This is a genomic window from Paenibacillus sp. MY03 (genome assembly GCF_002165585.1).
GTDB classification, from domain to species: Bacteria; Bacillota; Bacilli; order Paenibacillales; family Paenibacillaceae; genus Pristimantibacillus; species Pristimantibacillus agaridevorans.
In genome coordinates, this window is sequence record NZ_MXQD01000002.1 from 145,922 (window position 1) to 172,914 (window position 26,993).

General features: G+C 55.5%; 17 protein-coding genes and 1 riboswitch. Of the genes, 16 read left to right on the plus strand and 1 reads right to left on the minus strand.

The window, feature by feature from the left end; translation table 11 throughout:
* The first annotated feature begins 33 nt into the window (after positions 1-33).
* Positions 34-202, plus strand: a riboswitch (cyclic di-AMP (ydaO/yuaA leader).
* Positions 203-389: 187 nt separating this feature from the next.
* On the plus strand, positions 390-2,216 hold the full coding sequence (locus B1748_RS02280) for an APC family permease (RefSeq protein ID WP_087566249.1): 1,827 nt from the start codon (positions 390-392) through the stop codon (positions 2,214-2,216).
* A gap of 85 nt (positions 2,217-2,301) precedes the next feature.
* On the opposite strand, the gene B1748_RS02285 is transcribed toward B1748_RS02280, so the two are convergent.
* Positions 2,302-3,315: a LacI family DNA-binding transcriptional regulator gene (locus B1748_RS02285; RefSeq protein ID WP_087566250.1), complete on the minus strand. Its 1,014-nt coding sequence runs from the start codon at positions 3,313-3,315 to the stop codon at positions 2,302-2,304.
* Positions 3,316-3,805: 490 nt separating this feature from the next.
* Here B1748_RS02285 and B1748_RS02290 point away from each other — a divergent pair, with 490 nt between their 5' ends.
* The 15 genes from B1748_RS02290 to B1748_RS02360 all read left to right on the plus strand — a co-directional run bounded on the left by B1748_RS02290 (position 3,806) and on the right by B1748_RS02360 (position 26,137).
* Positions 3,806-6,385, plus strand: coding sequence for a beta-mannosidase (locus tag B1748_RS02290; RefSeq protein WP_087566251.1), 2,580 nt, complete (start codon positions 3,806-3,808; stop codon positions 6,383-6,385).
* A gap of 604 nt (positions 6,386-6,989) precedes the next feature.
* A complete protein-coding gene (locus B1748_RS02295) occupies positions 6,990-8,771 on the plus strand; it encodes a sensor histidine kinase (RefSeq protein WP_087566252.1) in 1,782 nt (593 codons plus the stop codon).
* Positions 8,746-10,098 carry a response regulator gene (locus tag B1748_RS02300; protein ID WP_179215330.1) on the plus strand — a complete coding sequence of 451 codons (1,353 nt, stop codon included), beginning with the start codon at positions 8,746-8,748 and terminating at the stop codon, positions 10,096-10,098. Before B1748_RS02295 ends, B1748_RS02300 begins: the two co-directional genes overlap by 26 nt.
* Positions 10,099-10,191: 93 nt before the next feature.
* Entirely contained in the window at positions 10,192-11,892 is a 1,701-nt protein-coding gene (locus tag B1748_RS02305) for an extracellular solute-binding protein (protein WP_087566254.1), read from the plus strand.
* A gap of 19 nt (positions 11,893-11,911) precedes the next feature.
* The gene (locus B1748_RS02310) at positions 11,912-13,012 is read left to right on the plus strand and encodes a phosphotriesterase family protein (protein ID WP_087566255.1); all 1,101 of its coding nucleotides are present in this window, start codon (positions 11,912-11,914) and stop codon (positions 13,010-13,012) included.
* On the plus strand, positions 12,999-13,784 hold the full coding sequence (locus B1748_RS02315; RefSeq protein WP_087566256.1) for an amidohydrolase family protein: 786 nt from the start codon (positions 12,999-13,001) through the stop codon (positions 13,782-13,784). The genes B1748_RS02310 and B1748_RS02315 overlap by 14 nt, the downstream gene beginning before the upstream one ends.
* A complete protein-coding gene (locus tag B1748_RS02320; RefSeq protein WP_087566257.1) occupies positions 13,781-14,629 on the plus strand; it encodes an amidohydrolase family protein in 849 nt (282 codons plus the stop codon). Before B1748_RS02315 ends, B1748_RS02320 begins: the two co-directional genes overlap by 4 nt.
* Positions 14,630-14,634: 5 nt before the next feature.
* A complete protein-coding gene (locus B1748_RS02325) occupies positions 14,635-16,137 on the plus strand; it encodes a hypothetical protein (RefSeq protein WP_179215331.1) in 1,503 nt (500 codons plus the stop codon).
* On the plus strand, positions 16,134-17,357 hold the full coding sequence (locus B1748_RS02330; protein ID WP_087566259.1) for a M24 family metallopeptidase: 1,224 nt from the start codon (positions 16,134-16,136) through the stop codon (positions 17,355-17,357). The genes B1748_RS02325 and B1748_RS02330 overlap by 4 nt, the downstream gene beginning before the upstream one ends.
* Positions 17,358-17,372: 15 nt before the next feature.
* Positions 17,373-17,750 (plus strand): sensory rhodopsin transducer, encoded by a 378-nt coding sequence (locus tag B1748_RS02335; protein WP_087566260.1) that lies wholly within the window; start codon positions 17,373-17,375, stop codon positions 17,748-17,750.
* A complete protein-coding gene (locus tag B1748_RS02340; protein WP_087566261.1) occupies positions 17,747-18,649 on the plus strand; it encodes an ABC transporter permease in 903 nt (300 codons plus the stop codon). Before B1748_RS02335 ends, B1748_RS02340 begins: the two co-directional genes overlap by 4 nt.
* Positions 18,650-18,665: 16 nt before the next feature.
* Complete coding sequence (locus tag B1748_RS02345; RefSeq protein ID WP_087566262.1) at positions 18,666-19,547, plus strand: carbohydrate ABC transporter permease; 882 nt, start codon at positions 18,666-18,668, stop codon at positions 19,545-19,547.
* A 26-nt stretch (positions 19,548-19,573) separates the two neighbouring features.
* Entirely contained in the window at positions 19,574-21,583 is a 2,010-nt protein-coding gene (locus B1748_RS02350; RefSeq protein WP_087566263.1) for a hypothetical protein, read from the plus strand.
* A 12-nt stretch (positions 21,584-21,595) separates the two neighbouring features.
* Positions 21,596-23,386, plus strand: coding sequence for a hypothetical protein (locus B1748_RS02355; RefSeq protein ID WP_087566264.1), 1,791 nt, complete (start codon positions 21,596-21,598; stop codon positions 23,384-23,386).
* A 30-nt stretch (positions 23,387-23,416) separates the two neighbouring features.
* Entirely contained in the window at positions 23,417-26,137 is a 2,721-nt protein-coding gene (locus B1748_RS02360) for an S-layer homology domain-containing protein (RefSeq protein ID WP_179215332.1), read from the plus strand.
* Positions 26,138-26,993: the final 856 nt, after the last annotated feature.

Genomic DNA, 26,993 nt, shown 5'->3' on the forward strand with positions numbered 1-26,993 from the left:
TACACCCTTCAATAAACGAGTTATGATCACTACATCATAAATTCGCTGAGTCTTCTTGAGGACAATGAAGAAGAGCGGGGGAACCAAACGGCGCTTATCGTTAAAGACAAGCGTCAGGGGTGAATCGGCATAACAACCGCCGTAGGGCTATCTAATGGCCCGAATCCGTCAGCTAACCTCGTAAGCGTTATTGGAATGGGTATGACTTCGGCTCGTTAAGCCGCAAGGTGCTGCCTTGCGGCTTTTTGCTGCGCAAAAAACGGCATGGGCCCGCCGGAATGCCGCAGCAGACGAAGTAGAAACCTTCCCTTCCAGCCAACCATGCACAGGGGAGATGAACGAATTGAAAAAATCAACGATAAAAAGGCTCCAGTCGGGCGGTGTCTCTAATGTTATCCGCGCTTAAACGAGTGTTGATCGGAAGACCGCTGAAGTCGACGGAGCTTGGCGAGCAGAAGTTGAACAAAACAAAAGCGCTGGCGATTCTCTCGTCGGACGCGTTGTCGTCCGTCGCATACGGCCCCGAACAAATTCTGCTTGTGTTAATGACCGTCGGCATGGCAGCGTTCTGGTATTCCATTCCGATCGGAATCGGCGTCCTGCTGCTGCTGACGGCGCTTATTCTGTCATATCGGCAAATTATATACGCCTATCCGCAAGGGGGCGGCGCTTACGTCGTCTCCAAAGAAAATCTGGGCAAGTACCCCGGCCTTATCGCCGGCGCATCTTTGTTGGTCGACTATATTTTAACGGTAGCGGTTAGCGTCTCGGCCGGAACCGATGCCATCACCTCCGCATTCCCGAGCTTGCATGCGTATACGGTGCCCATTGCCGTCGTATTCGTCATTCTGCTTACGCTGCTTAACCTGCGGGGCGTAACGGAGTCGGCGTCCGTCCTGGCTTATCCCGTATATTTGTTCGTTCTTGCATTGTTCGTTCTGATTGGAAAAGGATTGTACGACATGGCAACGGGAGCGATTCCGCAGGAATTGCATACGCCCATAGGGACGCCGGTGGCAGGCATCGGACTTTTCCTGCTGCTGAAGGCATTCGCTTCCGGCAGCTCCGCGCTGACAGGCGTTGAAGCGATCTCCAACGCGATCCCGAACTTCAGGAAACCCGCGCCGGTCAATGCCTCCAGAACGCTTGCCGCGATGGGGATTTTGCTCGCGGTGCTATTCTCGGGCATCGTTTTGATGGCCTACGAGTACGGAATCGCGCCGATTGCGGAGGCGACGGTCGTCTCGCAGATCGCGGAGGATGCGTTCGGGCGAAACTTCATGTATTATGCCATTCAGGGAACGACGGCGCTTATCCTCATCCTGGCGGCCAATACGGGTTATTCCGCTTTTCCGATGCTCGCGGTCAATCTGGCCAAAGATAAGTTTATCCCCAGAATGTTTACGGCGAGGGGCGATCGGCTTGGTTATTCCAACGGCATCATCATGCTTGGCATTTGTTCCATCCTGCTCATCGTGCTTTTTGGCGGACATACGGAACAGTTGATTCCGCTCTACGCGGTCGGCGTATTCATCCCGTTTACGCTGTCGCAATCCGGCATGATGCGCAAGTGGCTTCGCGAGAAGCCGGCCGGCTGGGGGATCAAGCTCGCGATTAACACGGTCGGCGCGGCGATCAGCCTAGTGGTGACGATGATGTTTTTCCTGACGAAGTTTCCGCAGGTATGGCCCGTGCTTGTATTTCTGCCCGTCCTGATCTGGGTGTTGCTCGGCATTAACAGGCATTACGGAGCGGTGGGCGAGCAGCTTGGCCTATCCACGGGCGAGCCGGTGGAGGTTATCGAAGGCAACGTTCTGATTCTGCCAGTGGCAGGGATCACTCATGTCGTGGAGCAATCGCTGAGCTACGCGAGATCGCTTGCCGCCAGCCAGATCATCGCGGTATACGTGCCGTTCGAGCGGGAGGAGGAAGCCGCGTTCCGGGACAAGTGGAGCAAGCTGCACCCGGACGTCAGGCTCGTCACCTTGCATTCGCCGTACCGGAGCATCATACAGCCGCTCATGAAGTTTATCGACGTCGTGGACCGCAAGGCCAAGGAAAATCATTACCAGGTGACGGTCATCATTCCCCAATTCATACCGAAGAAGGGCTGGCATAACTTTCTGCATAACCAGACCAGCTTCTACATCCGGACCCGTCTTTTGTATCAGAAGGACGTGATCGTCACGACCGTTCCTTACCATCTGAAAAAATAACTTTGCCGTCCCGCAAAAAGAACCCCCGGAATCGAGCAAGCCGAGCTTGCCGTTTCCGGGGGTATTTCTGTTGGCTGACATGCGCCTATTCGTTGATGACGAGTCGGCCCCGAATCAGCTTCCGCTCGTAGCTTGCCGTTGGATGGAGGATACGCCAAAGCAATTGGTCCACGGCTCTTACGCCCAGGATCTCTTCCTCGACGTTGACCGTTGCGACCGTCACGCCGGCATGAGAGTTGTCGAAGCCGGTAAAGACGACGCCTTCGCTGGATGGATCAAGTTCCTTCACCGCTTTGGCTAACAGGCTTGCGTAATAATCGTTGGCGCAGACGAAAACCTGAGGGAGCGGTCTTGTCGCAAATGCTTCTCGCAGCGCCTCGTCGCAGCCCTCGTATTCATACTGGAGCAGAGCCGGAATCTGATGCTGGGGAAGCCCGGCATCCATCAGTGCGGCATTAAAACCAAGCCAGCGCTCATAGAAGCTATAGGCATCGGCGATTTTGCCAACGAATTGGTACTCCCGATATCCCTTGCCGAGCATCGTCGACATGATTTCGGTTATGCCGGCCAGATTGTCGGAGAAGATACTGTCGCATGGGAAGCCCTTGTCCCAATGGTCGACCATGACAACGGGCTTGCCGAGGCGACGGCATTCGTGGAGGATGGGCGATGCGATGCTTCCGACGGCAAGCACCCCGATGATGGCTTCCGGGTTCAACAGCGAGAATAACGAGTGGATGTCGGGTTTGACCAGCGTAACAAAATGAATGCCCTTCTGGTTCAACGCGGCTGATATCCCTTCGAACAGCGGCCCCCAGTAAGCGGATTCCGGATTCTGCGACCTTACGTCCGGGAAGAGGACAAGCAACGTTCCCGTCCATTGACGTCGTTCCTCCTCCGCTTGCGTTTGCTCGTCGCGTCGCCAGGGCGTTACAGGGGGGGATATTTCCTTTCGGTAGCCAAGCTCCGCCGCTTTCTGGAGAATCAGCTCTCTGGATTGCGCGCTTACGCCGGACTTGCCTGCTAGCGCGCGCGATACGGCATATTTGGACAAGCCGACGCTGTCGGCGATTTCTTGCATCGTTATTTTGGCTCGCATTAGACTTCTCCTCGATGTTTAATGGGAATCCGGGATTGTTTATTTAAACGTAAAATCTAACAGACACACGCGACGCTATTTGTCCAATTTTTAACCTCAAACAAATCTAACAGACAGGAGGGACACTATTGGGTCGTAACGGAGCCAATATGCGCGATGATGATGCCAATAAGGTCGAGTATGACCGTTAGATTTTCGAAAACCTAAAAAATCGAAGAATAGCGTCATTTATGTCCGTTAGGCTGCGATAAAACTTGAGGTCATTCAGCAACAAATAGTCTGCGCTAAGTGTAGCATTGAACGCCGGAAAATCGCAACCATGGGGGAATAGATGGACCTAACAAATCCTAACAAAATAAAAATTGACCATAAAATTAGGATTTGTTATCATTTGTTATGAACATGTTGATAGGTAAATGATGCAAGGAACAGAAAAAGCGATGACAGCAATCAGCACTCAGTACTCAACATATAGCGAGGAGAGGATATTATGAATAGATCTGTAACAACTAGCCAAGTAGGGCAAGAGACCGTGCAAACAGCGCTGAAGGATTGGAAGTTCAAGGCTTGCCGGGAATCGGAGTGGCTGCAGGCCGTTGTGCCGGGCTGCGTGCATACCGACCTTCGCCGCAACGGCATTATCGAAGATCCTTTTTATGCGACCAATGAACATGATCTGCAATGGATCGACAAGCTGGACTGGGAATACGAGACGGTTTTCGATCTGACGGAAGATCTGCTGGCGATGTCCGTGCTGGAGCTTGTTTTCGACGGATTGGATACGTATGCGGACGTAACGTTTAACGGCAAGTTGATCTTGTCCGTCAACAATATGTTCCGCTCCTGGCGAGCGGATGTAAAGGGATTGGCGAAGCCGAGCGGCAATCAGCTTCATATCCGCTTCCGCTCGCCGGTGACGGAGGATCTGCCGAAGATCGAGCGTCTGGGCTATAATTTGCCGGCAAGCAATGATCAGTCCGAGCTGGGCGGTCTCGGCGAAGACAAGATTAGCGTATTCGCAAGGAAAGCGCCTTATCATTACGGTTGGGACTGGGGTCCCCGCTTTGTCACCAGCGGCATCTGGCGCGAGGTTCGCGTCGTGGGCTGGAACGACGTCCGTGTGAACGACGTGTTCGTAAACCAGGAGCAAATATCGGCGGAAGCCGCCAAGCTGACCGTGGAAGTGGAGCTGGAGAGCGTCCGCGGCGCCGAAGGCAGCGTAAAGATTACCGCAGGAGGTTCGGAATGGAGTCTCGCGGTCAACCTTCAGCCTGGCGTTACTGTCGTGAAGGTTCCCGTGGAGATCGCGGAGCCGAAGCTGTGGTGGAGCAGGGGGCTGGGCGAGGCTCATTTGTACCATTTCCGCGCCACGTTTACGGAAGCGGGATCGGCGAAGCCGATTGCCGAGAAGGCGGTTCGCACGGGCCTGCGATCCGTTCGTTTGGTTCGCGAGAAGGACGAGGCGGGAGGCACGTTTTATTTTGAGCTGAACGGGGTTCCGGTGTTCGCCAAGGGCGCCAATCATATTCCGAACGACAGCTTCCTGACGGAAATCACGGAGGAGCGCTACAGACACGAGATTGCCTCGGCGGCTGAGTCGAACATGAATATGCTCCGCATATGGGGCGGCGGGATCTACGAGCAGCCCGCCTTCTATGAGCTATGCGACGAATACGGCATTATGGTATGGCAGGACTTTATGTTCGCATGCAGCATGTATCCCTGGGACGAACCGTTTCTCGAGAGCGTAAAGCTGGAGGCGCGGGAGAATGTGAAGAAGCTGCGCAACCATCCTTCCATCGTTCTCTGGTGCGGCAACAACGAGATCGATTCCGCATGGGCGGAGTATGACGAGACGGGAGGCTGGGGCTGGAAGAAGAATTATACTTCGGAGCAGCGCGCGAACATCTGGGCGGGCTACGAGAGCATCTTCCACCGCATTTTGCCGGAAGCCGTTAACGAGCTGGCTCCAGGGTCCGATTATTGGCCGTCCTCGCCGATGATCGATTTGACTGGAGATATTGGCCAACATGCTCATCCGCTGTCTACGGAAGGCGATATCCACTATTGGGGCGTTTGGCATTCCGTCGAGCCGTTCGAGAATTATAATGTCAAGGTCGGCCGCTTCATGAGCGAATACGGCTTCCAGTCATTCCCGGAATACGACAGCGTGCGGACGTTTGCAGAAGAGGTCGACATGGAGCTGGAATCCAAAGTCATGCTGGCGCATCAGAAAAATGGCAACGGGAACAGGCTCATCAAGGAATATATGGATATCTACATGAACGAGCCCAAGGATTTCCCTTCGTTTCTGTATATGAGCCAGGTGCTTCAAGCCGAGGCGATGAAGACGGCGATCGAGGCCCATCGCAAGCGGATGCCTTATTGCATGGGGACGCTCTACTGGCAGATGAACGATTGCTGGCCGGTCGCCTCATGGGCGGGCATGGACTATTACGGCAAATGGAAGGCGCTGCAGTATTATGCTAAAACAAGCTTCGCCAACACGATTCTGTCGTTCGACCGCTCCGAGGGGGGCGAGCTTCGCGTCTATGCGATCTCGGATTCATTGACTCCGGCGGAAGGCGAGCTGCGATTAACGTTGCATGCTTTCGACGGCGAGATTCTTGCGCAAGAGACGCTGGAGGCGACGGTCGGAGCCAACACGTCGACGCTTGTCTATGCGGCAGACGAAGCGAAGTGGCTTGACGGCCGCGACGCGGGCAGCATCGTTCTTGTCGCGGAGCTTGTCCAAGGCGATGTGACGATCAGCCGGAAGGAGCATTATTTCGCTTACGCCAAAGGGCTGAAGCTGGGATCGGCCGCCGTCGTTGTGACGGAGGTGGAAGGCAGCGGAGGGACGCGCTTCCTCGTCTCCTCGAACGTGCTGGCGAAGCAGGTATGGCTGCGCGCCGAGCGGGAGGGCCGCTTCTCCGACAACTTCTTCGACGTCGTGCCGGGCAAGCCGATCGAGGTGGAATTCCAGCATCGCGCGCCGGGTCAGGCATTCGGCGTCCCGGCTGCGGCCGGACTCGTAACCGCGACTTCGATGATCGACTACTTGGCTTAGTCCAACGTGGATATAGCGGGCGTCATCGATTTTTAGAGGTAGAGAGGTAGAGAGAGATAGATAAAGATAGATAGAGAGAGAGTATAGGGGTAGAAATGGAGCAGTGCTTGGCAGGCACTGTTCCATCTCTTTTTTTTTTTTGGAAATTATGCAATCCTTGAAAAATCTAACAGATCCCAGTGGCATTTTTTGCCTTTGATGAAGCCTAAAACTAAGCATTATTCGTCCTCGCTACTAGCCTGTTCTGCCCCCCGGCTCAGCACAATAAAGCGGATAATTCCGCTATAAAAGTCCAATCGCCCCCGGCTCAGCACAATAAAGCGGATAATTCCGCTATAAAAGCCCAATCGCCCCCGGCTCAGCATAATAAAGCGGATAATTCCGCTATAAGGTCGGATGATGAGGATGTGGCTGGTTTTGTCGATTGTATTCTTGTTGACTAGGAGCTTGAGAAGCTATGCGTAACCTCAAACTACAGATAATGACGATGTAGCTGCCTTTTGAACGTAGGTTTTAGATGGCATGCTCCAATCTTTTTCTCTTGGCAACGAAAAATAGAGAAGCTAGTATATAAACAAATGAAGGGGGAGGAAGGGGCCGTTGGATGATCAAGAGCAGACTTAAGAAAATATCCAATATGTCATTATTTTACAAAATATTGGTTACTTTTCTTTGTATTATGACACCATTGTTTGCGCTAAGCCTGCTTGTCAATGAATTGGGTAAATCGGAAGTCAAACGTCAAATCTCAAATTCAATCTCCATGAACACCCACTATTATTTCAAATCGCTGGAGGAAGAGCTGGAGCGGATCATACTTGCCCAGCAGCAATTTATCAATGACGAGGATCTAATCCAGCTTAGCTTCGAAACGCCCGTTCTGACGGAATATCAACGGACGCGAGCGATTAACCAATTGGTTAAAAGGCTGCATGTCCTCAAGGATTCAAGCGGCTACATCCAGGATGTCAGCCTGTATATTAAAGCGATTGACAGCACCCTTATGACCTCCAATCGCTCAACCGGCGATTTGTCCCCAGCCCAGGAAGCAGAGGAAATCGTAGAGGCGACGCGTCTGAGCGGTTCCCCGATGACGTGGTGGAAAGACCGCCTGTATTTGAATTTGCATTTGTCGCCGCTGAGAGCGCTTGCAGCAACCGGACAACAGGCGCATTTCGTGCAAAATATCGAGTTATCCACCGATGCGCTGCGCAAAGCATTGGCTGCCTTTCCGCAGGAAGGCGCTGCCATATTGGTCAACGCGCATTGGCAAATTCATAACGACCGGTACACCGCGCAGCTCCAGCCGATGCTGGAACAATTAGCCCCGTATATTGCCCAAGAGGATCATTTTACCCGCCCGGTCAAAATCGGCAGCGACACGTATCTCGCGGTCTATGAAAAATCGTATTTCCTGGATACCGCGCTGCTGTTCTATTTTCCGGAAAATATCATTGTCGGACAGCTTAAAAACTACGGCTTATGGTCCTGGCTGCTCATTGGCTGCTCGCTTGTCATCGTCATCCTGTTCTCGTACGGCATCTACTTGCTGATCCACCGCCCGATGCAGCTATTGGTCAAACGGTTCCGAAGCGTGGAGGAAGGGAATTTGCAGATTGCAGCGCCGCTTCAGCGGGGCGACGAGTTCGGGTACCTGTTTAACCGGTTTGATCGGACGGTTCAACGGCTGAGCCAATTGATCGACGAACTGTACGTCCAGAAAATCCGCCTGCAGCAGTCCGAGCTAAAGCAACTGCAAATGCAGATCGCTCCTCATTTTTTGTACAACAGCTTTTTTACGCTGCAGCATCTGATTCGGAATGATGAAAATGAGGCGGCCCAGCGGGTCGCGCGGAATTTGGGCGATTACTTTCGGTATATTACACGCAACGGCCAGGAGGAGGTCAGTCTGGGTGAAGAGTTCAAGCATGTTTGCGCCTACGTGGAAATCCAGAAGATGAGATTTGCCAACCGGATCGAGGTGGAGGCGGACGTGTTGCCCCTCTCCTTGCAGGCGCTGCCCGTTCCAAGACTCATTTTGCAGCCCGTAGTAGAAAACGCTTTTGAGCATGGTTTGGATCATGTGGTGGCAGAGGGCAAGCTCAGCCTGCGTTTTGAGCTTCGCAAGGACCAACTGGCTTTTATCGTCGAAGAAAACGGTACAGGAATGGATCAAATCGAATTAGCCGGGCTTGTCCGCAAGCTGACGCTTGGCGAAGAGATGGAGACGACCGGACTGATCAATATCCACCGCAGGCTGAAGTTGAGGTACGGAGAGCGGGGAGGCATTGAAGTGAGTCGCAGCGTGCTGGGAGGATTGCGCGTAGAGCTCTTTATTCCAATCGAAGGGGAGAATGACGATGTATCGAGTGCTGATCATAGATGACGAGCCGATGATTGTCGAAAGTCTGGAGCAGACGCTGCGGGAGGAGAAGCAGTGGGAGCTAACGATTTATCAGGCGTTTAATGTGTACGATGCGCTGGATTGCATGGGGCAGAACCGGGTGGATATCGTCTTGTCCGATATCCGAATGCCGGGCATGAGCGGCATCGAGCTGCATCAGCGCATCAAGTCGAGCTGGCCGCGCTGCCGGTTTATCTTTGTGACGGGATACAACGAATTCCACTATGCCCGAGATGCTATTCGTACAGGCGGGGTGGTCGATTATGTGCTTAAGAACGAAGACAGCGGCGTTATCATAGAGGCCGTCCGGAAGGCGATAGCCGAACTGGATGAGCTGGAGGACCGGAGCAGCTACTTGCATCACGTGCAGGGCAAGCTTCATGTAGCGCTCGCCGCACTGCGCAAAGATACGATGTTCGAGCTGATGCGAAGCTTGCCCGCCGATCCGGTCGTCGTCAAGGGCAAGCTCGAAGCGGCGGAAATCGGCTTGACGCCATCGGAACCGCTGCTTGTGGCCATCGGGAGGCTGGATCCCCTCGATGCCGACTGGAGCGAGGCGGACTGGGAATTGCTCATGTTTGCGTGCCAAAATATCGCGGAGGAATATTTGGATCCCACGATCGTTCATGCAACCGTGCAATACAGTCGCCATCAATTTATTTGGTTTATGCAGTCCAAAGGGGAGGCGGATTCGCATGCGTGGAAGCATCTTGCCTCGCGGGCGTACGACATCATGGAGGCCGTGCAGGAGACATGCAGGAGACTGCTCAAGCTGCCGTTGTCTGCAGCGTTGGGACGGGAGCCGGTAGCATGGGAGCGGCTCGGCAGCCAGTTCGAGCATCTGGCCGCGCTGTTGGATGGGCATTCGCATGGCGAGCAGGAGTGGCTGATTCAGGATTCCGAGCAACTGGCCAGTCGAAGATCGATTTCAGTGGATGTCGGCGCAGAGACAAACGGGCAGGAGGACCGACTGATCCTGGTTCTGCACCGATATATCCAGAGCAATCTGGGCGGCGACCTGTCTCTCGTCAGGCTTGCGGAGCAGGTTCACCATAGCCCCAGCTATTTGTCCAGACAATATAAACGGATTACCGGCACGATGCTGTCGGATTACATTACGGAGGAGCGCATGAGGCTGGCCCAAAGGCTGCTGGCTTCATCGACGATGAAAATTCAGGAAATTGCCTCTCAAGCCGGTTATGAAGCCGCGCCGCAATTCAACCGGTCGTTTAAGAAATGGTGCCAGATGACGCCCCAGGGGTACCGCGATCGACACTTCGCATTGAGCAATGATCAAACTACGCAATAGATGCTAAGAAAAACAACAATGGCAAATAGCGGGCGGAAACCCGATCCCTTAAGCTAGATATGAAAGCAAATACGACTTTTGGGGGAATGCACGATGAAAGCCAAAAAAGCCAAGCTGGTAGCAATCTGCGTGTTGTCGCTGCTGCTCGTGATCGTCTCGGCTTGCTCGAACTCCGGCAGCCCGAGCAACGGCAGCCCGAACAACGGCAATAACGGTGCCGTAAATAACGGCGATACCGGCACAGACACTGGCAACAAAGATGACGGGGAAGTCATCGACCCGATGGGCAAAATCGATCCGCCGGTCGAAATAACGGCGATTCGCCCGCTGGACTCCACGACCAAATTCGCCGAAGGCGAATCCATTGAAAACAACGCCTGGAACCGGCTGTACGAGCAGGAATTCGGCATCAAGCTTAAATATTTGTGGGTCGCGGATACGAGCCAATACGATCAGAAATTTAATGTGGCCATGGTATCCGGCAAGCTGGCGGACATTATGCCGGTCAACGCCATTCAGTTCCAGCAGTTGGTCGATGCGGATCAGCTCGAGGATTTGAGCGAAGCGTTGGAAAAGTACGGAACGGAGAAATCGAAGCTGCTGCTGGAGAAAGACGGCGGCGTGGGACTCGACTCCGCAACCTTTGGTGGCAAGCTGCTTGGCCTGCCGCTGGCAAGCAGTTATACGGACAACGCCCCGCTGCTGTGGGTGCGCACCGACTGGCTGGAGAAGCTGGGATTGCCCGAGCCGAAGACGATGGACGACGTGCTCGCGATTGCCGACGCTTTTGTCAATCAGGATCCCGACAACAACGGACAGAAGGATACGTACGGACTGGGCGTCGAGAAACTGTTTTACGGCTCGGTGCCGGGGCTGCAAGGATTTTTTAACAGCTACCACGCTTATCCGGAAATTTGGGTCAAGGACGACGAAGGCAAGCTCGTCTACGGAAGCATCCAGCCGGAGATGAAAGAAGCGCTCGCCAAGCTGCAGCAGATGTATAAAGACGGTTTGATCGACCGCGAGTTCGGGGTCAAGGATGCGGAGAAAATTTTCCAGGCCGTCAACTCGGGCAAGATGGGCATGTTCTACGGCTTGATGTATGCGCCGTTGTTGTTCCAGGATGGCAAAACCAATGATCCGAACATGGATTGGAAGGCATTCCCGCTGCCGTCTATTGACGGAGAGGTTGCCAAGCCGCAAACGCCATTTACCGTAGGGCGTTATTACGTGGTCCGCAAAGGCGTCAAAAACCCGGAAGCGGCCGTGAAGATGCTGAATGCTTTCCATCATGGCTGGGAGGACAAATATCCGCCGACCGAAATTACGCAAGACGGGGATATCGAGAAATGGCATTATGCGCTTGTCACCGGCTCCAATCCGACGCAAAACCTGGATATGTACGTCAAAGTAACCGAAGGTCTGGAGAAAAACGATACGTCTGGCTTCGATGCGCCCGGGCAGAACGTATTCTACGACAGCATAGTCAAGTTCAGGGAAGGCGATATGAGCGGCTGGGGCTACACCCGCGTGTACGACGCGCAGAAGCTGCTTTATGAATACAACCAGAACAACGGCTACCAAATGACCGAATATATTGCCGGTCCAACGCCAACGATGGTCGAGAAGGATTCGACCTTGAAGAAGATGGAGCTGGAGACGTTTACCAAAATCGTCATGGGCGAAGCTTCAATTGACGAATTCGACGACTTTGTAAGCGATTGGAAAAAGCTGGGCGGCGACGTCATTACCGAAGAAGTAGCGGCATGGCATAAGAGCAAAAACGGAAATTGACGGAGGGGGGGCGGCCGGCATGGCGGTCAGGACAGTGACTGGAGAAATATCGGCAGACCGCCTCGGCATTGTATTGCCGCATGAGCATGCCTTTATCGATTTGCGCAAGCTGGTTCCCGAGCCGCAGTCCATCTCCGGCAAGGTGCTGGCGCAAGAGAAGGTTCATATGGGCAACCTGGGCGTGCTGCAGCGGAATCCTTATGCCGTACTGGACAATGCGTTGATCGAGGACGAGAACGTCATCAAGCAAGAATTGCTTGCCTTCAAACGGGCGGGCGGCAGCACGATCGTGGATCTGACGCTGCGCGATATCGGGCGCGATCCCAATCTGCTGGCGGGGCTGTCCCGGGAGCTTGGCCTGAACATCGTCGCCGGCTGCGGCTACTATATCCAGGCTTCGCATCCGCCGGACATGGAGGAACGGACGGTGGAAGGCATTGCCGAAGAATTGGTAGCGGAAATACGCTTCGGCATGGACGGCACGTCGGTAAAAGCAGGCGTTATCGGGGAGATCGGAACCAGCGCCGTTATCCATCCCCATGAACGAAAAGCGCTGCTGGCGGCGGCCCTTGCCCAGCAAGAGACCGGACTCGGCGTCCACGTTCATACCGATCTGTGGGCGAGGCAAGGGCAGGAGGTTATGCGGATCTTGACGGGCGAGGGCGTGCCTCCCCACAAAATCTGCATCAACCATGTCGATGTCGATATCCATTTGGATTATTTGAGGGCGCTGCTCCATGCCGGAGCCATTATCGAATTCGACAACTTCGGCAAGGAATTTTATGCGGACCGGCGCCATCGGAGCGTGCTGAAGGGGCTGTTCGCCCGCGACATCGACCGGGTGCGGAGTATCAAGCTGTTGATCGATGAGGGATTTGAGCATCAGATCATGATTTCCACCGACGTTTGTCTAAAGACGGCGCTGCGGCATTACGGAGGCTGGGGCTTCGACCATATGCTGACGAACATTGTGCCGATGCTGGAGGATGAAGGCGTTACGGCGGACGAAATCGAGATTCTGATGCGCGTCAATCCGGCGCGTTTCCTGGACGACGGGCGTCCGCCGCAGTCGTCGGCGGCATCGGAGCCCGCAGAGGAGGCTCGCGATGCGATTCATTGATGCCAGCTGCGCAATCGGTTATCGGACAGTCAATTACGAGATCGTCAACCATGAGCGTTTCTACGTGCAGGAGCGGGTAAAGCAGGCCCGGGATGGCCGGGAGTTGATCGAGGAGCTTGATTTTTGCGGCATTGACCAGGCGGTCATCAGCCATAATGCCATGATCGATGTGGATCCCGGCTACGGCAACAAGCTGGCGGCGGCGGAAGCGGCCGGCTCGGGCGATCGGCTGCTGCCCTCGTGGGCGATCGCTCCGCCGGTGACCGAGCCGGAATATGCGCCGTCGGTGCTATTTCCAGCGATGCAGGCGGCCGGCGTGAAGCTGCTGCGGGCCTACCCGGCCCGCAATCGCTACATGCTCGGGCGCGTGGCGATGGATCCGCTGCTCGGCGAAATCTCGTCGCTGCGCATCCCGCTTTATTTGTCGCCGAGCGAAGGGTGGGAACCGATCTATCAGGTCTTGCAGGAATATCCCGATCTCACGGTCATCTTGACCAATTACGGATTGTGGAGCCACGCGCGATTGACCTTCCCGCTGCTCCGGGCGTACCCGAACTTCTACATCGAAACCGGAGACATGCAGACCGCGGGCGAAATACGGGAGATTTGCCGGCTGTTCGGCCCGGAGCGGCTGCTCTTCGGCTCGGGGTTTCCGAGCAACGCCATCGGCGGGCCCTTGGCGACATTGCGCGGCAGCGGGATTCCGGAGGAGTCGATGGCTGCGATCGCTAGCGGCAATCTGCTGCGCATATTGGAGGAGGTGGCAATATGAGCGTGTCAGGCAAATCCGTGATGGCGAATCGTTCCCGGCTTGCGCAGGAATTTATGGAGCTTGGCCGGCTGGAAAGCTTGCCGATTATCGACATTCATACGCATATGGGGCCGTTCTACGGCACTTATTTGCCGGAGGCCCCGCTGCCGCGCATGCTGGCCGAGATGGAGCGGGAAAATATCGCCTGGATCGTATCGGCGCCGCATAGCGCGTTGTTCGATCCCATCGCGGGCAATCGCGAGATTGTCGCTGCCATGGCGGACTATCCCAAACAAATTTATGGTTACTATACCGTAAATCCTCACTATTCGGATCGTATTCATGAGGATTTGGCGGTATATGACGCAATCGACAACTACGTCGGATTCAAGCTGCTGCCGGACTATCATAAGTATCCGCTTACAGGCGACAGATTCACGCCCGTCTATGAATTTGCCAATGAGCGCGGGCTGCTGCTGCTCTCCCATACGTGGGGGCACAGCCGTTACAATCCGCCGGGGATGATCGCGGAGCTGGCCGTCAAATATCCCAATATTCGTTTCCTGATGGGGCATTCCGCTCCGGGCGAAACGGATTACGCGATCGAAGCGGCGGCCTCTCTGCCCAATGTATATCTGGAGCTGTGCGATACCGGGCGATTGAACGGACTGATCGCCAAGATGGTTCGGGAAGCGTCGTCCGAGAAGGTCGTTTTCGGGACGGACTTCCCCTGGTATGATCCGCATTACATGCTGGGCAGCGTGCTGTTCTCCGGCATCGACGATCGCGAGATAAGCAATATCGTACATGACAACGCGGCGGCTCTGGTCGGCGGAGTGCTGCAGCGAAAAGCAAAGCGAGGATGAATGGAATGGCTGAATTAATCGAATCGTTCGAAACGGCAAAAGGGAATATGTTTGGCGACTTGCTGTCCAAGCGGGAGCAAGGCGGCAAGCTGAAAATCGGATTGGTTACCGTCGCTTTCTTTGAGTATTGGCGGATGTTCTCCCCGGAAATGAAAGGCAACGTCACCGGAGACATGGCGCATCTGCATGACCAATTGCAGCAGCGTCTCCCGTTCTGCGAGATACTCTGGCCGGGGCTGATCGACACGCTGGACGCGGCCGAGCAAGCCGGCCTGGAGCTGGCGGAGCGGCAGGTCGACCTGATCATTTACGCGGCGGGCACGTATTGTCCGGATTACATGGCGATCCAATTGCTGGAGCATGTGCGGCAGGCGCCGGTGCTGATGTTTAATACGCAACGCGACAGCCGCATCAATCTCAAGACGAATTATGAAAACATTATTCGCAACAGCGCCTTGATTGCCAATATGCAGCTCGCGGCTTCCTTTCGCAAGATGGGCTGGTACAAGGACTTGCACGTCGTGGTCGGTTCGCTGGACGATGAAGCCTCGTATGACGAAATCGCCTGTTATGCCCGCGCCCTCAAGGCCTACAAGGAGCTGAAGCGCGTGAACCTGGGCGTCATCGGCCATGTATTCCGCGGCATGTACGACTTCGAATATGACAAGACGATGGTGAAAGGCACGCTCGGTCCCAATCTGATCGCCGTCCAATTAAGCCATTTGCTGGAGCAATACGAGCAGGCGGGAGACAAGGAAACGGAAGAAGCGGTCGCCGCCGCCCGGCAGCAATTTCATATCGTCGGCGTGGGACAAGACGATATGGACAAGTCGGCGCGGATGTATGTAGCGCTTCGCCATACGCTGGAGCGTTTCCGGCTCGACGGTTTGACGCTGCTCGGCCAGCATTACGTGGAGCAGAAGACGGGAACGACCTCTTATTTGGCCCATACCTTGCTTCACGAGGAAGCGCAGTACGTGACGAACACGGAAGGCGACGTGCACGGGCTGATCATCATGAAGCTGATGCATCTGCTGACGGGCAAAGTGCCCGCTTACGCGGAATGGGGCGAATTCGACGAGGAGCTGAACGCGCTGCTTATGGTCCATCATGGCTTCGCCGATCCCTCTTACGCCGCCGACCGCGGCAGCGTGCAGGTAAACCGGTCGCCGGAGCAATGGGGGCTGGAAGGAGCGGGATTCGGCTTCGAATATACGCTGAAGCCGGGCGTCGTGACGGTCAGCCATCTGATCAACGATGCGGAAGGCTACAAGATGCTGATTGTGAGGGGAGAGGCGCTGCACATTCCCGAGAATATCCCGTGCGAGGAAATTACGGCCGTCGTCAAGTTCGAACAGCCCATCAAACTTTTGTTGCGGCGGCTCATCAAGGAAGGTTTCGCGCATCACTGCATTATCGGATACGGCGACCTGACCGCCGAGTTGGCGCATGTAGCCGACTTTATGGGCATTCGCAAAATGGTGTACGAAGGGAGCGGGGAAGCATGAGCAACGAAGCACGGACAGGCGGCAGCGCATCCATCCCGGCGTCGGAGTTCCGCGAACGGGCGGAACGGCTGCAGGCGTTGATGCAAGCGCGGGGGATGCAAGCATGTCTTGTTTATGGAGACGAATACCGCAAGGAAAACCTGCGTTATATAAGCAACTATTGGCCGCTGTTCGAACGCGGGGCGGCGGTGGTGCCGTCGACGGGCGAACCGATTATTATCGCGGCTCCGGAAGGGGAGCAGCTGTGCAGGGAAATGGCGGCCTGGAGCGATATCAGGCTGCTGCAGGAGTTTACATGCGTCACGGTGCCCGACACGATCGAATATCCCAGGGCCGATTATGCCAGTCTTGGCGCCATATTCGCGGAGCTTCGCGCGGCGGGGCCGCTTGCGCGCATCGGCATTGCCGGGCTGCAGGACATCCCGGAGCCGCTTATGGCGATCATTCGGGCGGCCGCGGGAGACGCGGAGCTGGCGGATGCCGGCGGACTGCTGTATGAGCTGCGGATGACCAAATCCGCGCACGAGATCGTTTGCCTGCAGGAAGCGGCGCGCATCGCGGATGCGGGCTACCGGCGGATGATCCGGGAGGTGCGGCCGGGCATGACGGAGCTGGAGCTGGCGGCGCTGGCCTATGGTGAATGCACGAAGGAAGGCGCGGAGTTTATGCCGTTTATCGTGCTTGCATCCGGGGCGCGCGTGGATACCATCATCGGCCGTCCAACCCGCAAGGTCATTGCGGACGGGGATATGGTAATGGCGGCAATCGCCGTGCAGTACGAAGGTTATGTCGCCACCGTGGGATTCCCGTTTGTGGCCGGGACGATGTCGGAAGGCCAGCGACGGTTTATCGACATCCTGGTGGAGGCGGAAGAAGGGGCGCTGAACGAGTTAAAGCCGGGTGTTCCAATGGGACAGTTGGTTCGTGCGGTGAAGGAACGGTTTGCCCGGCATGGGGTAACCGAATACGACCTGTATCCCCCGATGCATGGCTGCGGACTGGCCGAAGCGGAGTCGCCGTATCCCGACGAGCACAGCGAAGCGCGGTTTGCCGCGGGCATGACGGTCAATACGGATGTCAGCTTGTTCGGGCACCCGCATGGCTCGAACCGGATCGAAGAGAGCTTGCTCGTTACGGACGAGGGTTATCGCTCGATGTCCGGGCTGGTGCGCCAGCTGAGCAAAACCTGGCGTGAAGAAGGCGTTATTGAAGCGAGATAGAAAGGAGATCACAACATGGAGAAGCAAGGGAAGCGCAACTGGTATGTAATCGACGGCTATCTCCCCTATAAAGGCAAAGTGATGGACGAACCTTTCGAAGGCCATGAAGCCATTATGATTCTGAATTGTCACGACGAAGACGCCGATATCGCCATGGATATTTATTACGAGGATCGCGAGCCCGATCTGAACATCCCGCTCACTGTAGCGGCGCGGCGGGTCAAGTGCTTCCGCATGGACCGTCCGGAGGATATCGGAGGCATCGCGCTGGAGCGGCAGTGCCAATATTCCTTGCGTTTCCGCAGCAATATCGAAGTCGTGCTGCAATACGGCCGCATGGATATTGCCCAGCCCAATCTGGCGTATATCGGACTGATGGGTTACGGCGAATGAACAAAAAAGCCAAAACCAAACGGGAATTGCCCCTGCATTTTATGCTGCTGCCGGGCGCGCTGCTGCTGATCGTATACAGTTATATCCCGATGACGGGCGTCGTCATCGCATTCCAGAAATTCGTGCCGATTAACGGATTGTTCGGCTCCAAGTGGATCGGCCTGGACAATTTCCGCTACGTGCTGCAGATGCCGGACATCTGGCAAGTGCTGTGGAACACCATTTTTATTGCCAGCATGAAAATAATCGTGGGCCAAATCGTGCCCATTGCCATTGCTTTGTTGTTAAACGAAATGAGGAACGCCCTGATCAAGCGCGGGGTACAAACGTTGATTTATTTGCCCCACTTTCTGTCTTGGGTCATTTTGGGTGCCATTCTCGTCGATATTTTGTCGCCTTCCCAAGGAATCGTCAATCAGGTGCTGGGAGCTATCGGGCTGGAACCGGTCTATTTTCTGGGCAGCAACAGCTGGTTTCCGGGCGTGCTGATTGCTTCCGAGGTGTGGAAGGAGTTTGGCTTCAGCACCATCGTCTACCTGGCGGCCATCACCGGCATCAATCCGGCTTTGTACGAAGCGGCGATCGTCGACGGGGCCAGCCATACGCGGCAAGTGTGGCATATTACGCTGCCGGGGATGGTCCCCATCATCATCCTGCTGGCGACATTAAGTCTCGGCAATGTGCTTAACGCGGGTTTCGATCAGGTGTTTAACCTGTACAGCCCAAGCGTCTACCAAAGCGGCGATATTCTCGATACGTTGATTTATCGCATCGGCCTGGTGGATGCCCAGTTCGGCGTGGCGACCGCAATCGGTTTTTTCAAATCCTGCGTATCGCTTGTGCTGATTTCGATTTCGTATTATTTGGCTTACCGGCTGGCTAATTACCGCATTTTCTGAGGAAGGGGAAAAGGTTATGCATGTTCAATCTCTAGGCAGAAAAATATTCGTTTTTGGCAACTATACGTTTCTTATTCTACTGTCGCTGTTATGCCTGTTTCCCCTGATTCAGGTATTGGCCATTTCGTTCAGTTCCAGCCCGGCGGCATCCGCCGGACTGGTCAAATTCTGGCCGGTGGACTTCACGATGGCCTCCTACAAGTACATTCTTGGGAAACGGGAGTTCATCCAATCCTTCGGCATTACCATGCAGCGCATTGCCATCGGCTATACGATCAACATGTTGATCTCGTTATTATGCGCTTACCCGCTGGCCAAGGAACGTCAAGATTTTCGCCTGCGCACGGTATACGCCTGGTTTTTTATTTTCACCATCCTGTTCAGCGGCGGCCTCATTCCGGTTTATCTGATCGTCACGAATACCGGACTGCTGGATTCGATCTGGGCGCTCGTGCTGCCGGGAGCCGTGCCGGTATTCAATGTCATCCTGCTTCTTAATTTTTTCCGCGGTTTGCCGAGGGAGATCGAGGAATCGGCGTTTATGGACGGGGCGGGTCACTGGACGGTGCTGTGGCGGATGTTTGTCCCCATGTCGATGCCGGTACTCGCGACCATCACCTTGTTTACGCTGGTGGGGCACTGGAACTCTTGGTTTGACGGGTTGATCTATATGAATTTCCCGGATCGTTATCCGCTGTCCACCTATTTGCAATTAATGGTCATCAACAGCAATCCCATGAAGATGGATCCCACCAATTTAAGCGGCATTATCCAAATCTCCGAACGCACGACCCGTGCGGCCCAAATCTTCTTGGGCGCGCTGCCGATCTTGCTCGTGTACCCGTTTCTGCAACGTTTTTTCGTAAAGGGAATCGTACTCGGCAGCGTCAAAGGATAAGGATGAGCCAGTGACGGAGGAGAGCTATGAAAACGCAGCCTTACGAGAGATGGATCTGGATCGAGCTGATCGGATTCGACCATCAGGCGCCCGACTTCGGGGTGGCCGATTATTTGGAAAACGCGGGTTTTGTGCCCGAAGCCGTATCGCTATTGCTGTTTACCCCCGATTTCCTGCACGGTCATGGGGGCATGGAGCGGGAGTGGGAGCTGCCTATGGAGGCATGCTCCTACGCCGCCAGACCTTACGGCAAGGAGCGCAATCGCCAGCCGTGGACGAACTGGCAGCTGCGCGGCTTGGTAGAGCAGCTGCGGAGCCATGGCATTGCCGTCTATTGCAGCTTCTTTAACCTGTTCCTGTACCGGGACAATGGCAAGCAGGCGGCGAGCCGCTGGTGCTCGGCCCACCCGGAGCTGTATGAAATGCGCGGCTCGGGCGAGCCGTTCCCGGTCATTAATCCGCTCAAACGGCTTGAGGACGGAACGTTATACGAAGATTTGTTTGTCGCCGATCTGGCGCGCGTCATGGCCGATTACGGCTTTGACGGCTTGCACGGCGGGGATGGCTATACAAGTCCGCGACTCAGTCTCGCGGACGCCGATTATAGCGATGATATGGTGGGGCAATTCCTCGCCGAAAGCGGCGTGGCGCTTGATCCTGGGCTCGAGCCGAACTGCGATGGCGATGCGGCCGCGATGCAGCGGCGCGCGGACTGGATCTGGAAGCGGCAGCGAATGGCTTGGATCGGGTTTTATGCCCGCCGCTGGGCCGGATTCTGGCGCAAGACGATGGCGGAGCTGCGCCGGATGGGCAAAACCGGCTATCTGAATACGGCTTGGACTCGCGAGCCGTTCGAGGCTTTGTATCGCTACGGGGTCGATTACAGGCTGCTGGCGGAAGCCGGGATAGACGGCTTTATCGTGGAATCCGGAGCTGCGGGACTGTCGGCCGGCGCGGATGGCATCGAATATGAGCCAAGCACGGAGTTTATGGCTACCTTGCTCGCGCTGAAGGCGTATGTTCCCGATACGAAGCTGATTTGTCTGAACGGCATTCAAGATACGACGGAGCAATGGGACGTGCTTAGCCATGCCCCGACCTTGATCGAACGGGATATCTATACATTGGCCAACGTCTATCTGCACGAGCCGGATGGGCTGCGCCGCTGCGCGGACGGCTTCCTGGCCTGCCTGGGCGACGGCATCGAGGCGCGCAACTGGGTCTGGATCAACGGACGTTGGCAATCTGCTTTCGCCGGCGTGCCGCGGCAGGTTGCGGGAGCTACCTTTGTTTGGAGCGATGCGGCCTTGTATCCGTCATTGGCGCAATATTCGGATAATAGGCAATGGCCGGCGCACAAGTTTCTGCAAAGCCTGATTGAGCAAGGGGCGTCGATGGGCGCCATTGCGCGAGCCGAACAATTGGAGGGGATCACGGGGAATATCTGCATTGCCGATTTGCATCTGTGGCCCGATGAACAGCTTGATCAGGCATTGTCTTATACGGCGGGCGGGGCTTTGCTCATTGCCAAGCTGGATGATCGGATGCAGTCCGCCTTGAGCCGGTATGGCATGGAAATGGAGAGCGGACGGAACGAGTGGTTCGCGATTGTCCGGGAAACCGGGGGACGCATCGTCAAAGCGATATCCGGCGGACAGGCCGCGGAGCTGGCCGACGATGAGACGGATGACAAGCTGAGCTGGATCCAGCCGTTGTCTTATGCGCCGCTTCCCGCTGATTTCGTCGGCGATTGCGTACAAGCGCTGGTCAAGCTGGCCAATGCGCCGGCGGTGACCCGTTTCGCGGAGATGTCACCGATGGCGGGATTTCAGCTGGACAACGGGCATTACCGTCTATTCATCCGCAATTTGAATACCAAATATCGGGCGGTGCAAGTCGAGGCGGCGCAGCCGATCGGCAAGCTCGAGGTTATAACCGATTTTCCCGGCTTGCCGCTGTTTCCCGAAGGCAACCGGTTTACGACGCAGGTGCCGGGCAGGGGCATTACGGTCGTCGATCTGTTTACCAATCCATAACGAGGTGAAGAAATGAACGCTAACAATAGGCGCGGCGGCACCGTGCCGGAGGGCAAAAAGTGGGACGTAGACGGCCAATTTCCGATCGGCGTCTTCCACATTCCGAGGCCTGCGGATACGTCTTATGATGCCTATGCAGCCATTCGCGAGCTGAATGCCAATTTTGTCGTCGCGACCAATGAAATTACGACGCCGGCCCGTACCGACTGGGCGTTGGAGCAGGCGGAGGCCAACGGGCTTAAAATGCTGGTGACCGACACCGGCATCAGATGGGTGCAATGCGAGTGGATCGCGCAAGATGCCGAAGACGGCTCCGCCCTGTTCGTGCGGAAGGGCAAACCGATTGGGCAGACCTTTACGACACCGGCGGCGGAAGGGCTCAACCTCGCCTTCGTATCCTTCAAGCTGGGCGAGCCGCCGGAAGATGAATCGCTGACGCTGCGTCTCACGGTTTATGATAGCCCGGGCAAGAATGAATTGGTTGCCTCTTCCAGTTGGCATGCGGCGGCAGGTACCCGCTATCCGGAATTCGTATTTGCCAACTTCCCGCAGTCGAGGGAAGCCAACCGTTATGAACTGGCGTCCGATGCTTCTTATTATATGGAGCTGTCGACGGAGAGCGATAAGCCGATCGGACCGCTGCTGACCAGCCGGGAGGATGCGTATAGCGGAGGCGCGGCCTACAGGGGAAGCGAGGAGCTCAGCTGCGATCTCTATTTTCAACTGACGTTGGCCACCCCGCGAGGGGGCACGATTTCCGCGTTTGCGCCGGATAGCCGCCCGTCCGATGATTTTGTGCGTACCTTCGTGCGCCATTACAAGGACAATTCGGCCCTTCTGGGATACAACTTGATCGACGAACCGTTCGGCGAAATCTACCCCAGCATGCATGGAACGACGCAAGCCATTAAGGCGCTGGATCCGGATCGGCTGGTCTATGTCAATCATTACGCGCTCAACGATGAGGGGGAACATTATTTCTCGCTAGAGGGCACGCCGCCGATGCGTTACGAAGCTTACGTGACGGACTGGCTGGATACGAACCCGGATTTAATGTCTTACGATTATTACCCCTTCCTGACGAGCGGCATGGACGAGAAGGTGCATTATCAGACGCTGGAATTTCTGCGCGAGCAGTGCGCGGTTTATGGCAAGGACCTGTGGGTATATATCCAATCGGTCGCGTACGATACCTTCCATATCGCCAAGCCGACCGAACATGAAATGCGGTTCCATGTCTACTCATCGCTTGCTTACGGGGCCAAAGGCTATATTTATTTTACGTACGAAACGCCGCATACCAATGGCGAAACCGGCTTTCATAACGGTCTCCTGCTGCCGGACGGCACTCGCAACGATACGTTTGAATACGCAGCTGCGATCAATCGCGAGGTGCTGAAGCTTGGACCGGCCTTGTTGAGCTTGACGCTGGACCAAGTCTATCATACCGGAAGCTTGCCCCCGGCCACGCGGGAACTGACGCCGCAGTCCGGCATCGAGCTGGCGGAGGGAGGCGGAAATGGGGAGCAGTCGCCGTCATTGATTATCTCGCTCTTTACGGCGGAGAACGGCGACAAATTCGTTATGATCGTAAGCAAACAACTGCTTGAGCAGCAGGATGCCCGCTTGCGCTTCCTCGCCAAACCCGGTTTTATCCGCGAGTGGAGCAACGAGGACGGCAAAGAGTGGCATCAACAAAAGGAGGTGGGAGTTCTGTCGGAAGCCGATTACGACAAAGAGACGGGGGTGCTGAGCGTTAGCCTTCGCCCGGGCGAAGGAAAGCTCTATCGCATGGAAGGTTAGTCCAAACCAATGGAAGAGGTGAAGCTTGTTATGAGACGCATTCGCTTGCCCATCATTGCCGCATTAGCCTTTGTATTGACCTTATTTTCCGGCTTGACGGCCGGAGCCAGCTCGAACCCGACGCCAACCGTCGACGGCGAATTCCCGATCGGCATTTTCCACAATCCGCCGCCCAGTGATACCACAGATAGTGCCTATGCCGATATTCGGGCGATGAATGCCAATTTCATCGTGTCCACCAATCTGATGACGACGCCCGCGACTACGGATTGGGCGCTGAAGATGGCCCAAAACAACGATTTGAAAATTTTGGTGACGGATACCGGCATCCGCTGGTACCAATCGGAGTGGATCTCCCAAAACGACGATACGGATGCAAGTCTGTATCTGCGCAATGATCGGGCGCTGGGCCAGACGTTTACGACCCCGGACGCTACCGGGATGGCGGTCTGGAAGCTCAGCTTCAAAAAGGCGGGTGCTTGGCCTGCAGGGACGTCCGTTACGCTCAACATCTACGATAGCCCTGCCAAAACAACGCATATCGCGACATCCACGTTGTCCGGTCCCGTGGTGACGGACTTCCCGGAATTTACGATTAACGGGGCCGTCGTGGCGGCCGAGACGGACTATTATTTTGAGCTGACGACGGATTCTGTCACGGACTTGGGCCCGTTCCTCGCAAGTACGGGAGACCAGTACGGTGACGGCGATCTCTATGTGAACGGCGTGGCTGCTGGCAACGATCTCTATTTTCAGATGACGCTTCCGAAAGACGGGGGAGGCAATTGGTCCGCATTTTCGCCAACGAGCCGTTCATCGGATAATTTCTTCACCACTTATGTCAATCATTATAAAGACCATCCCGCCTTGCTCGGCTATAATCTCGTGGATGAGCCGTTCGGCGACCAGTTCCCGCATCTGCAATCCGCCACGGAGCTGATTCGCACGCTCGACCCGGATCATATGGTGTACACCAATCTGTATGGTTTATGTCCGACCTGCATGCACTATTACAGCGGCACGGACGATCCGCTGCGCGGCAGCTACCAGGATTACGTCAACGGCTGGCTGGATACCGATCCGGACATCATCTCGTTCGACCATTATCCGTTCTATAGCACCGGCTTCGATGAGGCTTGGTACTTGCAGCTGGAATATTATCGCGAGCGTTCCTTGCTGTACGATACCGACTTATGGGTGTATATCCAGGCGATGCAATACGACTATTACAATATGATCGAGCCGTCGGAAGAGCAGATGCGCTTCCAGATTTATTCTTCCCTGGCCTATGGGGCCAAAGGTTATGTCTACTTTACTTACTATACGCCGGACGGAATGGACAACGGATTGATTTTGCCGGACGGTTCCAAAAACGATACGTATTATTATGCCCAGGATGTTAACGCGGAAGTGTTGAATCTGGGTTCTACCTTGCTTGGCCTTACCTCCAAGGAGGTGTACCAAACCGGCGGAACGCCCCCATACACGACGGCATTGCCAAGCGGGTTTTTCTGGCAGCCGACAACCGGCGCACCGGAAATGCCGATGATCGTTTCGCTGCTGGAGGATGAAGACGGACGGGAGTACGTGATGATCGTCAACAAGGATATGGAGGACGCTCATTTGGCATCATTTACGTTATCCGGCTCGCCGGCGTCCGTTACCGAAATTTCCAAGACGACCGGTCTCGAAGTCGGAACTTCCTACAATGCGACGACGGGCGTGTTGACGGCCAACTTTGAACCTGGCGAAGGCAGACTGTACGCGCTGCCCGCGCCGCCTGCTCCAAGCGCGGCTCCGGCATGGGAGGAAGGCAGCGAGCTGGCGGCCAGCCAGGCCACTACGTCAAGCATTAGGCTGACTTGGCCTGCCGCTGCTGCCGGCGGCGAAGCGGCAGGGTATCGGATTTATGCAAACGGCGGCTTGCAAGGGAGCGTCGCGGGCGATGTGCTGACGTATACGGTGAGCGGCCTCGCATCGGGGACATCCTATGGGTTCAAGGTGGTCGCCGTCGACGCCAACGATGAGGAACATGGGCTGCTGGAACGGACGGCGTCGACGGCCAATGCCTCGAATGGATACGTGCCGCCGGCAGATCCGCCTTCGTCGGGCGGCAAAACCGAAGAGGAGAACGGTGGCGACAACGGCGAAAACGAAGAGGACAACGATTTCGACAGCGAGCGGGCGCCGTTGTTCGGCGATATTGCGGGGGACCATCCCGCATGGGAGGCGATAGCGGAAGCCTTAGAGCGCGGCATCGTTACCGGTTATGCGGACAAAACCTTTAAGCCGCAAGCGCCCGTCACCCGGGCGGCATTCGTAACGATGCTTGTCCGTGCGCTGGAGCTGCCGGCTGCAGGCCAAGCGCCGCCGTTCCGCGATGTCGCTGCCGGCGCATGGCACGCCGGGGCGGTAGGGGCGGCATACGAGGCCGGCCTTATAAACGGAGTAGACGGCGAGCGGTTCGCCCCCGATCGGACGATCAGCAGAGAACAGATGGCGACTTTGCTGGTCCGTGCTTATGCGTACTTGGCAGGGGCGGACGCACCGCCGTTTGTGCCGGATGAGTCCGTCGCCTATCAGGACGAAGCGGCTGTCGCGGAATGGGCACGAACGTCCGTCGATCAAGTCTTGGGAGGCGGCATTATGGAGCTGAGCCAAGGCGACTTGTTCCAGCCTCGGACCGCCGCCACTCGCGTGGAGGCCGTGGAGGCCATTCTGAAGCTGCTTGGTATGATGCGGGAGTCATAAAGAGGATGAAGATATAGCCGCAAGTACAGGGCGAGAAAAGCTGAGCGTGGGATTTCCTTGCTCGGCTTTTTTCGTTGTAAGGAAGTAGGCGAACGAGCAGTTGTAGGCGTTAAAAACGTCGATGGATCTTAAAGTAACTCCGATTAGCAGCCATAGACGTTAGTAACGCTTATGGATTCAAAAAGTAGGCAAACGAGCCGCTGTAGGCGTTAAAAACGCCGATGGACCGGAAAGTAACTCTGATTAGCAGCATAGGCGATAATAACGCATATGGCTCCAAAAAGGAGGCGAACGAGCATCTGTAGGCGTTAAAAACGCCGATGGACTGGAAAGTAACTCTGATTAGCGTCCATAGGCGTTAGTAACGCTTATGGCTCCAAAAAGTAGGCGAACGAGCAGCTGTAGTCGTTAAAAACGCCGATGGACCGTAAAGTAACTATGATTAGTGTCCATAGGCGTTAGTAACGCTTATGGCTCCAAAAAGTAGGCCGACGAGCAGCTGTAGTCGTTAAAAACGCCGATGGATCTTAAAGTAACTCTGATTAGCGTCCATAGGCGTTAGTAACGCTTATGGCTCCAAAAAGTAGGCGAACGAGCAGCTGTAGTCGTTAAAAACGCCGATGGACCGTAAAGTAACTATGATTAGTGTCCATAGGCGTTAGTAACGCTTATGGCTCCAAAAAGTAGGCGAACGAGCAGCTGTAGTCGTTAAAAACGCCGATGGACCGGATAGTAACTCTGATTAGCAGCCATAGGCGTTAGTAACGCTTATGGCTCCAGCTCCAAACATGCTGTTCTGCCAAAGAACGTCGACGGATTTTTCACTTCGAGACGGGTGCTTGTCGGAACCGATCTG

Bases quoted from the DNA above. Each gene is read 5' to 3' on its own strand.
- B1748_RS02280 (WP_087566249.1), top strand. From the start codon at position 390: ATGTTATCCGCGCTTAAACGAGTGTTGATCGGAAGACCGCTGAAGTCG.
- B1748_RS02285 (WP_087566250.1), bottom strand. From the start codon at position 3,315: ATGCGAGCCAAAATAACGATGCAAGAAATCGCCGACAGCGTCGGCTTG.
- B1748_RS02290 (WP_087566251.1), top strand. From the start codon at position 3,806: ATGAATAGATCTGTAACAACTAGCCAAGTAGGGCAAGAGACCGTGCAA.
- B1748_RS02295 (WP_087566252.1), top strand. From the start codon at position 6,990: ATGATCAAGAGCAGACTTAAGAAAATATCCAATATGTCATTATTTTAC.
- B1748_RS02300 (WP_179215330.1), top strand. From the start codon at position 8,746: ATGTATCGAGTGCTGATCATAGATGACGAGCCGATGATTGTCGAAAGT.
- B1748_RS02305 (WP_087566254.1), top strand. From the start codon at position 10,192: ATGAAAGCCAAAAAAGCCAAGCTGGTAGCAATCTGCGTGTTGTCGCTG.
- B1748_RS02310 (WP_087566255.1), top strand. From the start codon at position 11,912: ATGGCGGTCAGGACAGTGACTGGAGAAATATCGGCAGACCGCCTCGGC.
- B1748_RS02315 (WP_087566256.1), top strand. From the start codon at position 12,999: ATGCGATTCATTGATGCCAGCTGCGCAATCGGTTATCGGACAGTCAAT.
- B1748_RS02320 (WP_087566257.1), top strand. From the start codon at position 13,781: ATGAGCGTGTCAGGCAAATCCGTGATGGCGAATCGTTCCCGGCTTGCG.
- B1748_RS02325 (WP_179215331.1), top strand. From the start codon at position 14,635: ATGGCTGAATTAATCGAATCGTTCGAAACGGCAAAAGGGAATATGTTT.
- B1748_RS02330 (WP_087566259.1), top strand. From the start codon at position 16,134: ATGAGCAACGAAGCACGGACAGGCGGCAGCGCATCCATCCCGGCGTCG.
- B1748_RS02335 (WP_087566260.1), top strand. From the start codon at position 17,373: ATGGAGAAGCAAGGGAAGCGCAACTGGTATGTAATCGACGGCTATCTC.
- B1748_RS02340 (WP_087566261.1), top strand. From the start codon at position 17,747: ATGAACAAAAAAGCCAAAACCAAACGGGAATTGCCCCTGCATTTTATG.
- B1748_RS02345 (WP_087566262.1), top strand. From the start codon at position 18,666: ATGCATGTTCAATCTCTAGGCAGAAAAATATTCGTTTTTGGCAACTAT.
- B1748_RS02350 (WP_087566263.1), top strand. From the start codon at position 19,574: ATGAAAACGCAGCCTTACGAGAGATGGATCTGGATCGAGCTGATCGGA.
- B1748_RS02355 (WP_087566264.1), top strand. From the start codon at position 21,596: ATGAACGCTAACAATAGGCGCGGCGGCACCGTGCCGGAGGGCAAAAAG.
- B1748_RS02360 (WP_179215332.1), top strand. From the start codon at position 23,417: ATGAGACGCATTCGCTTGCCCATCATTGCCGCATTAGCCTTTGTATTG.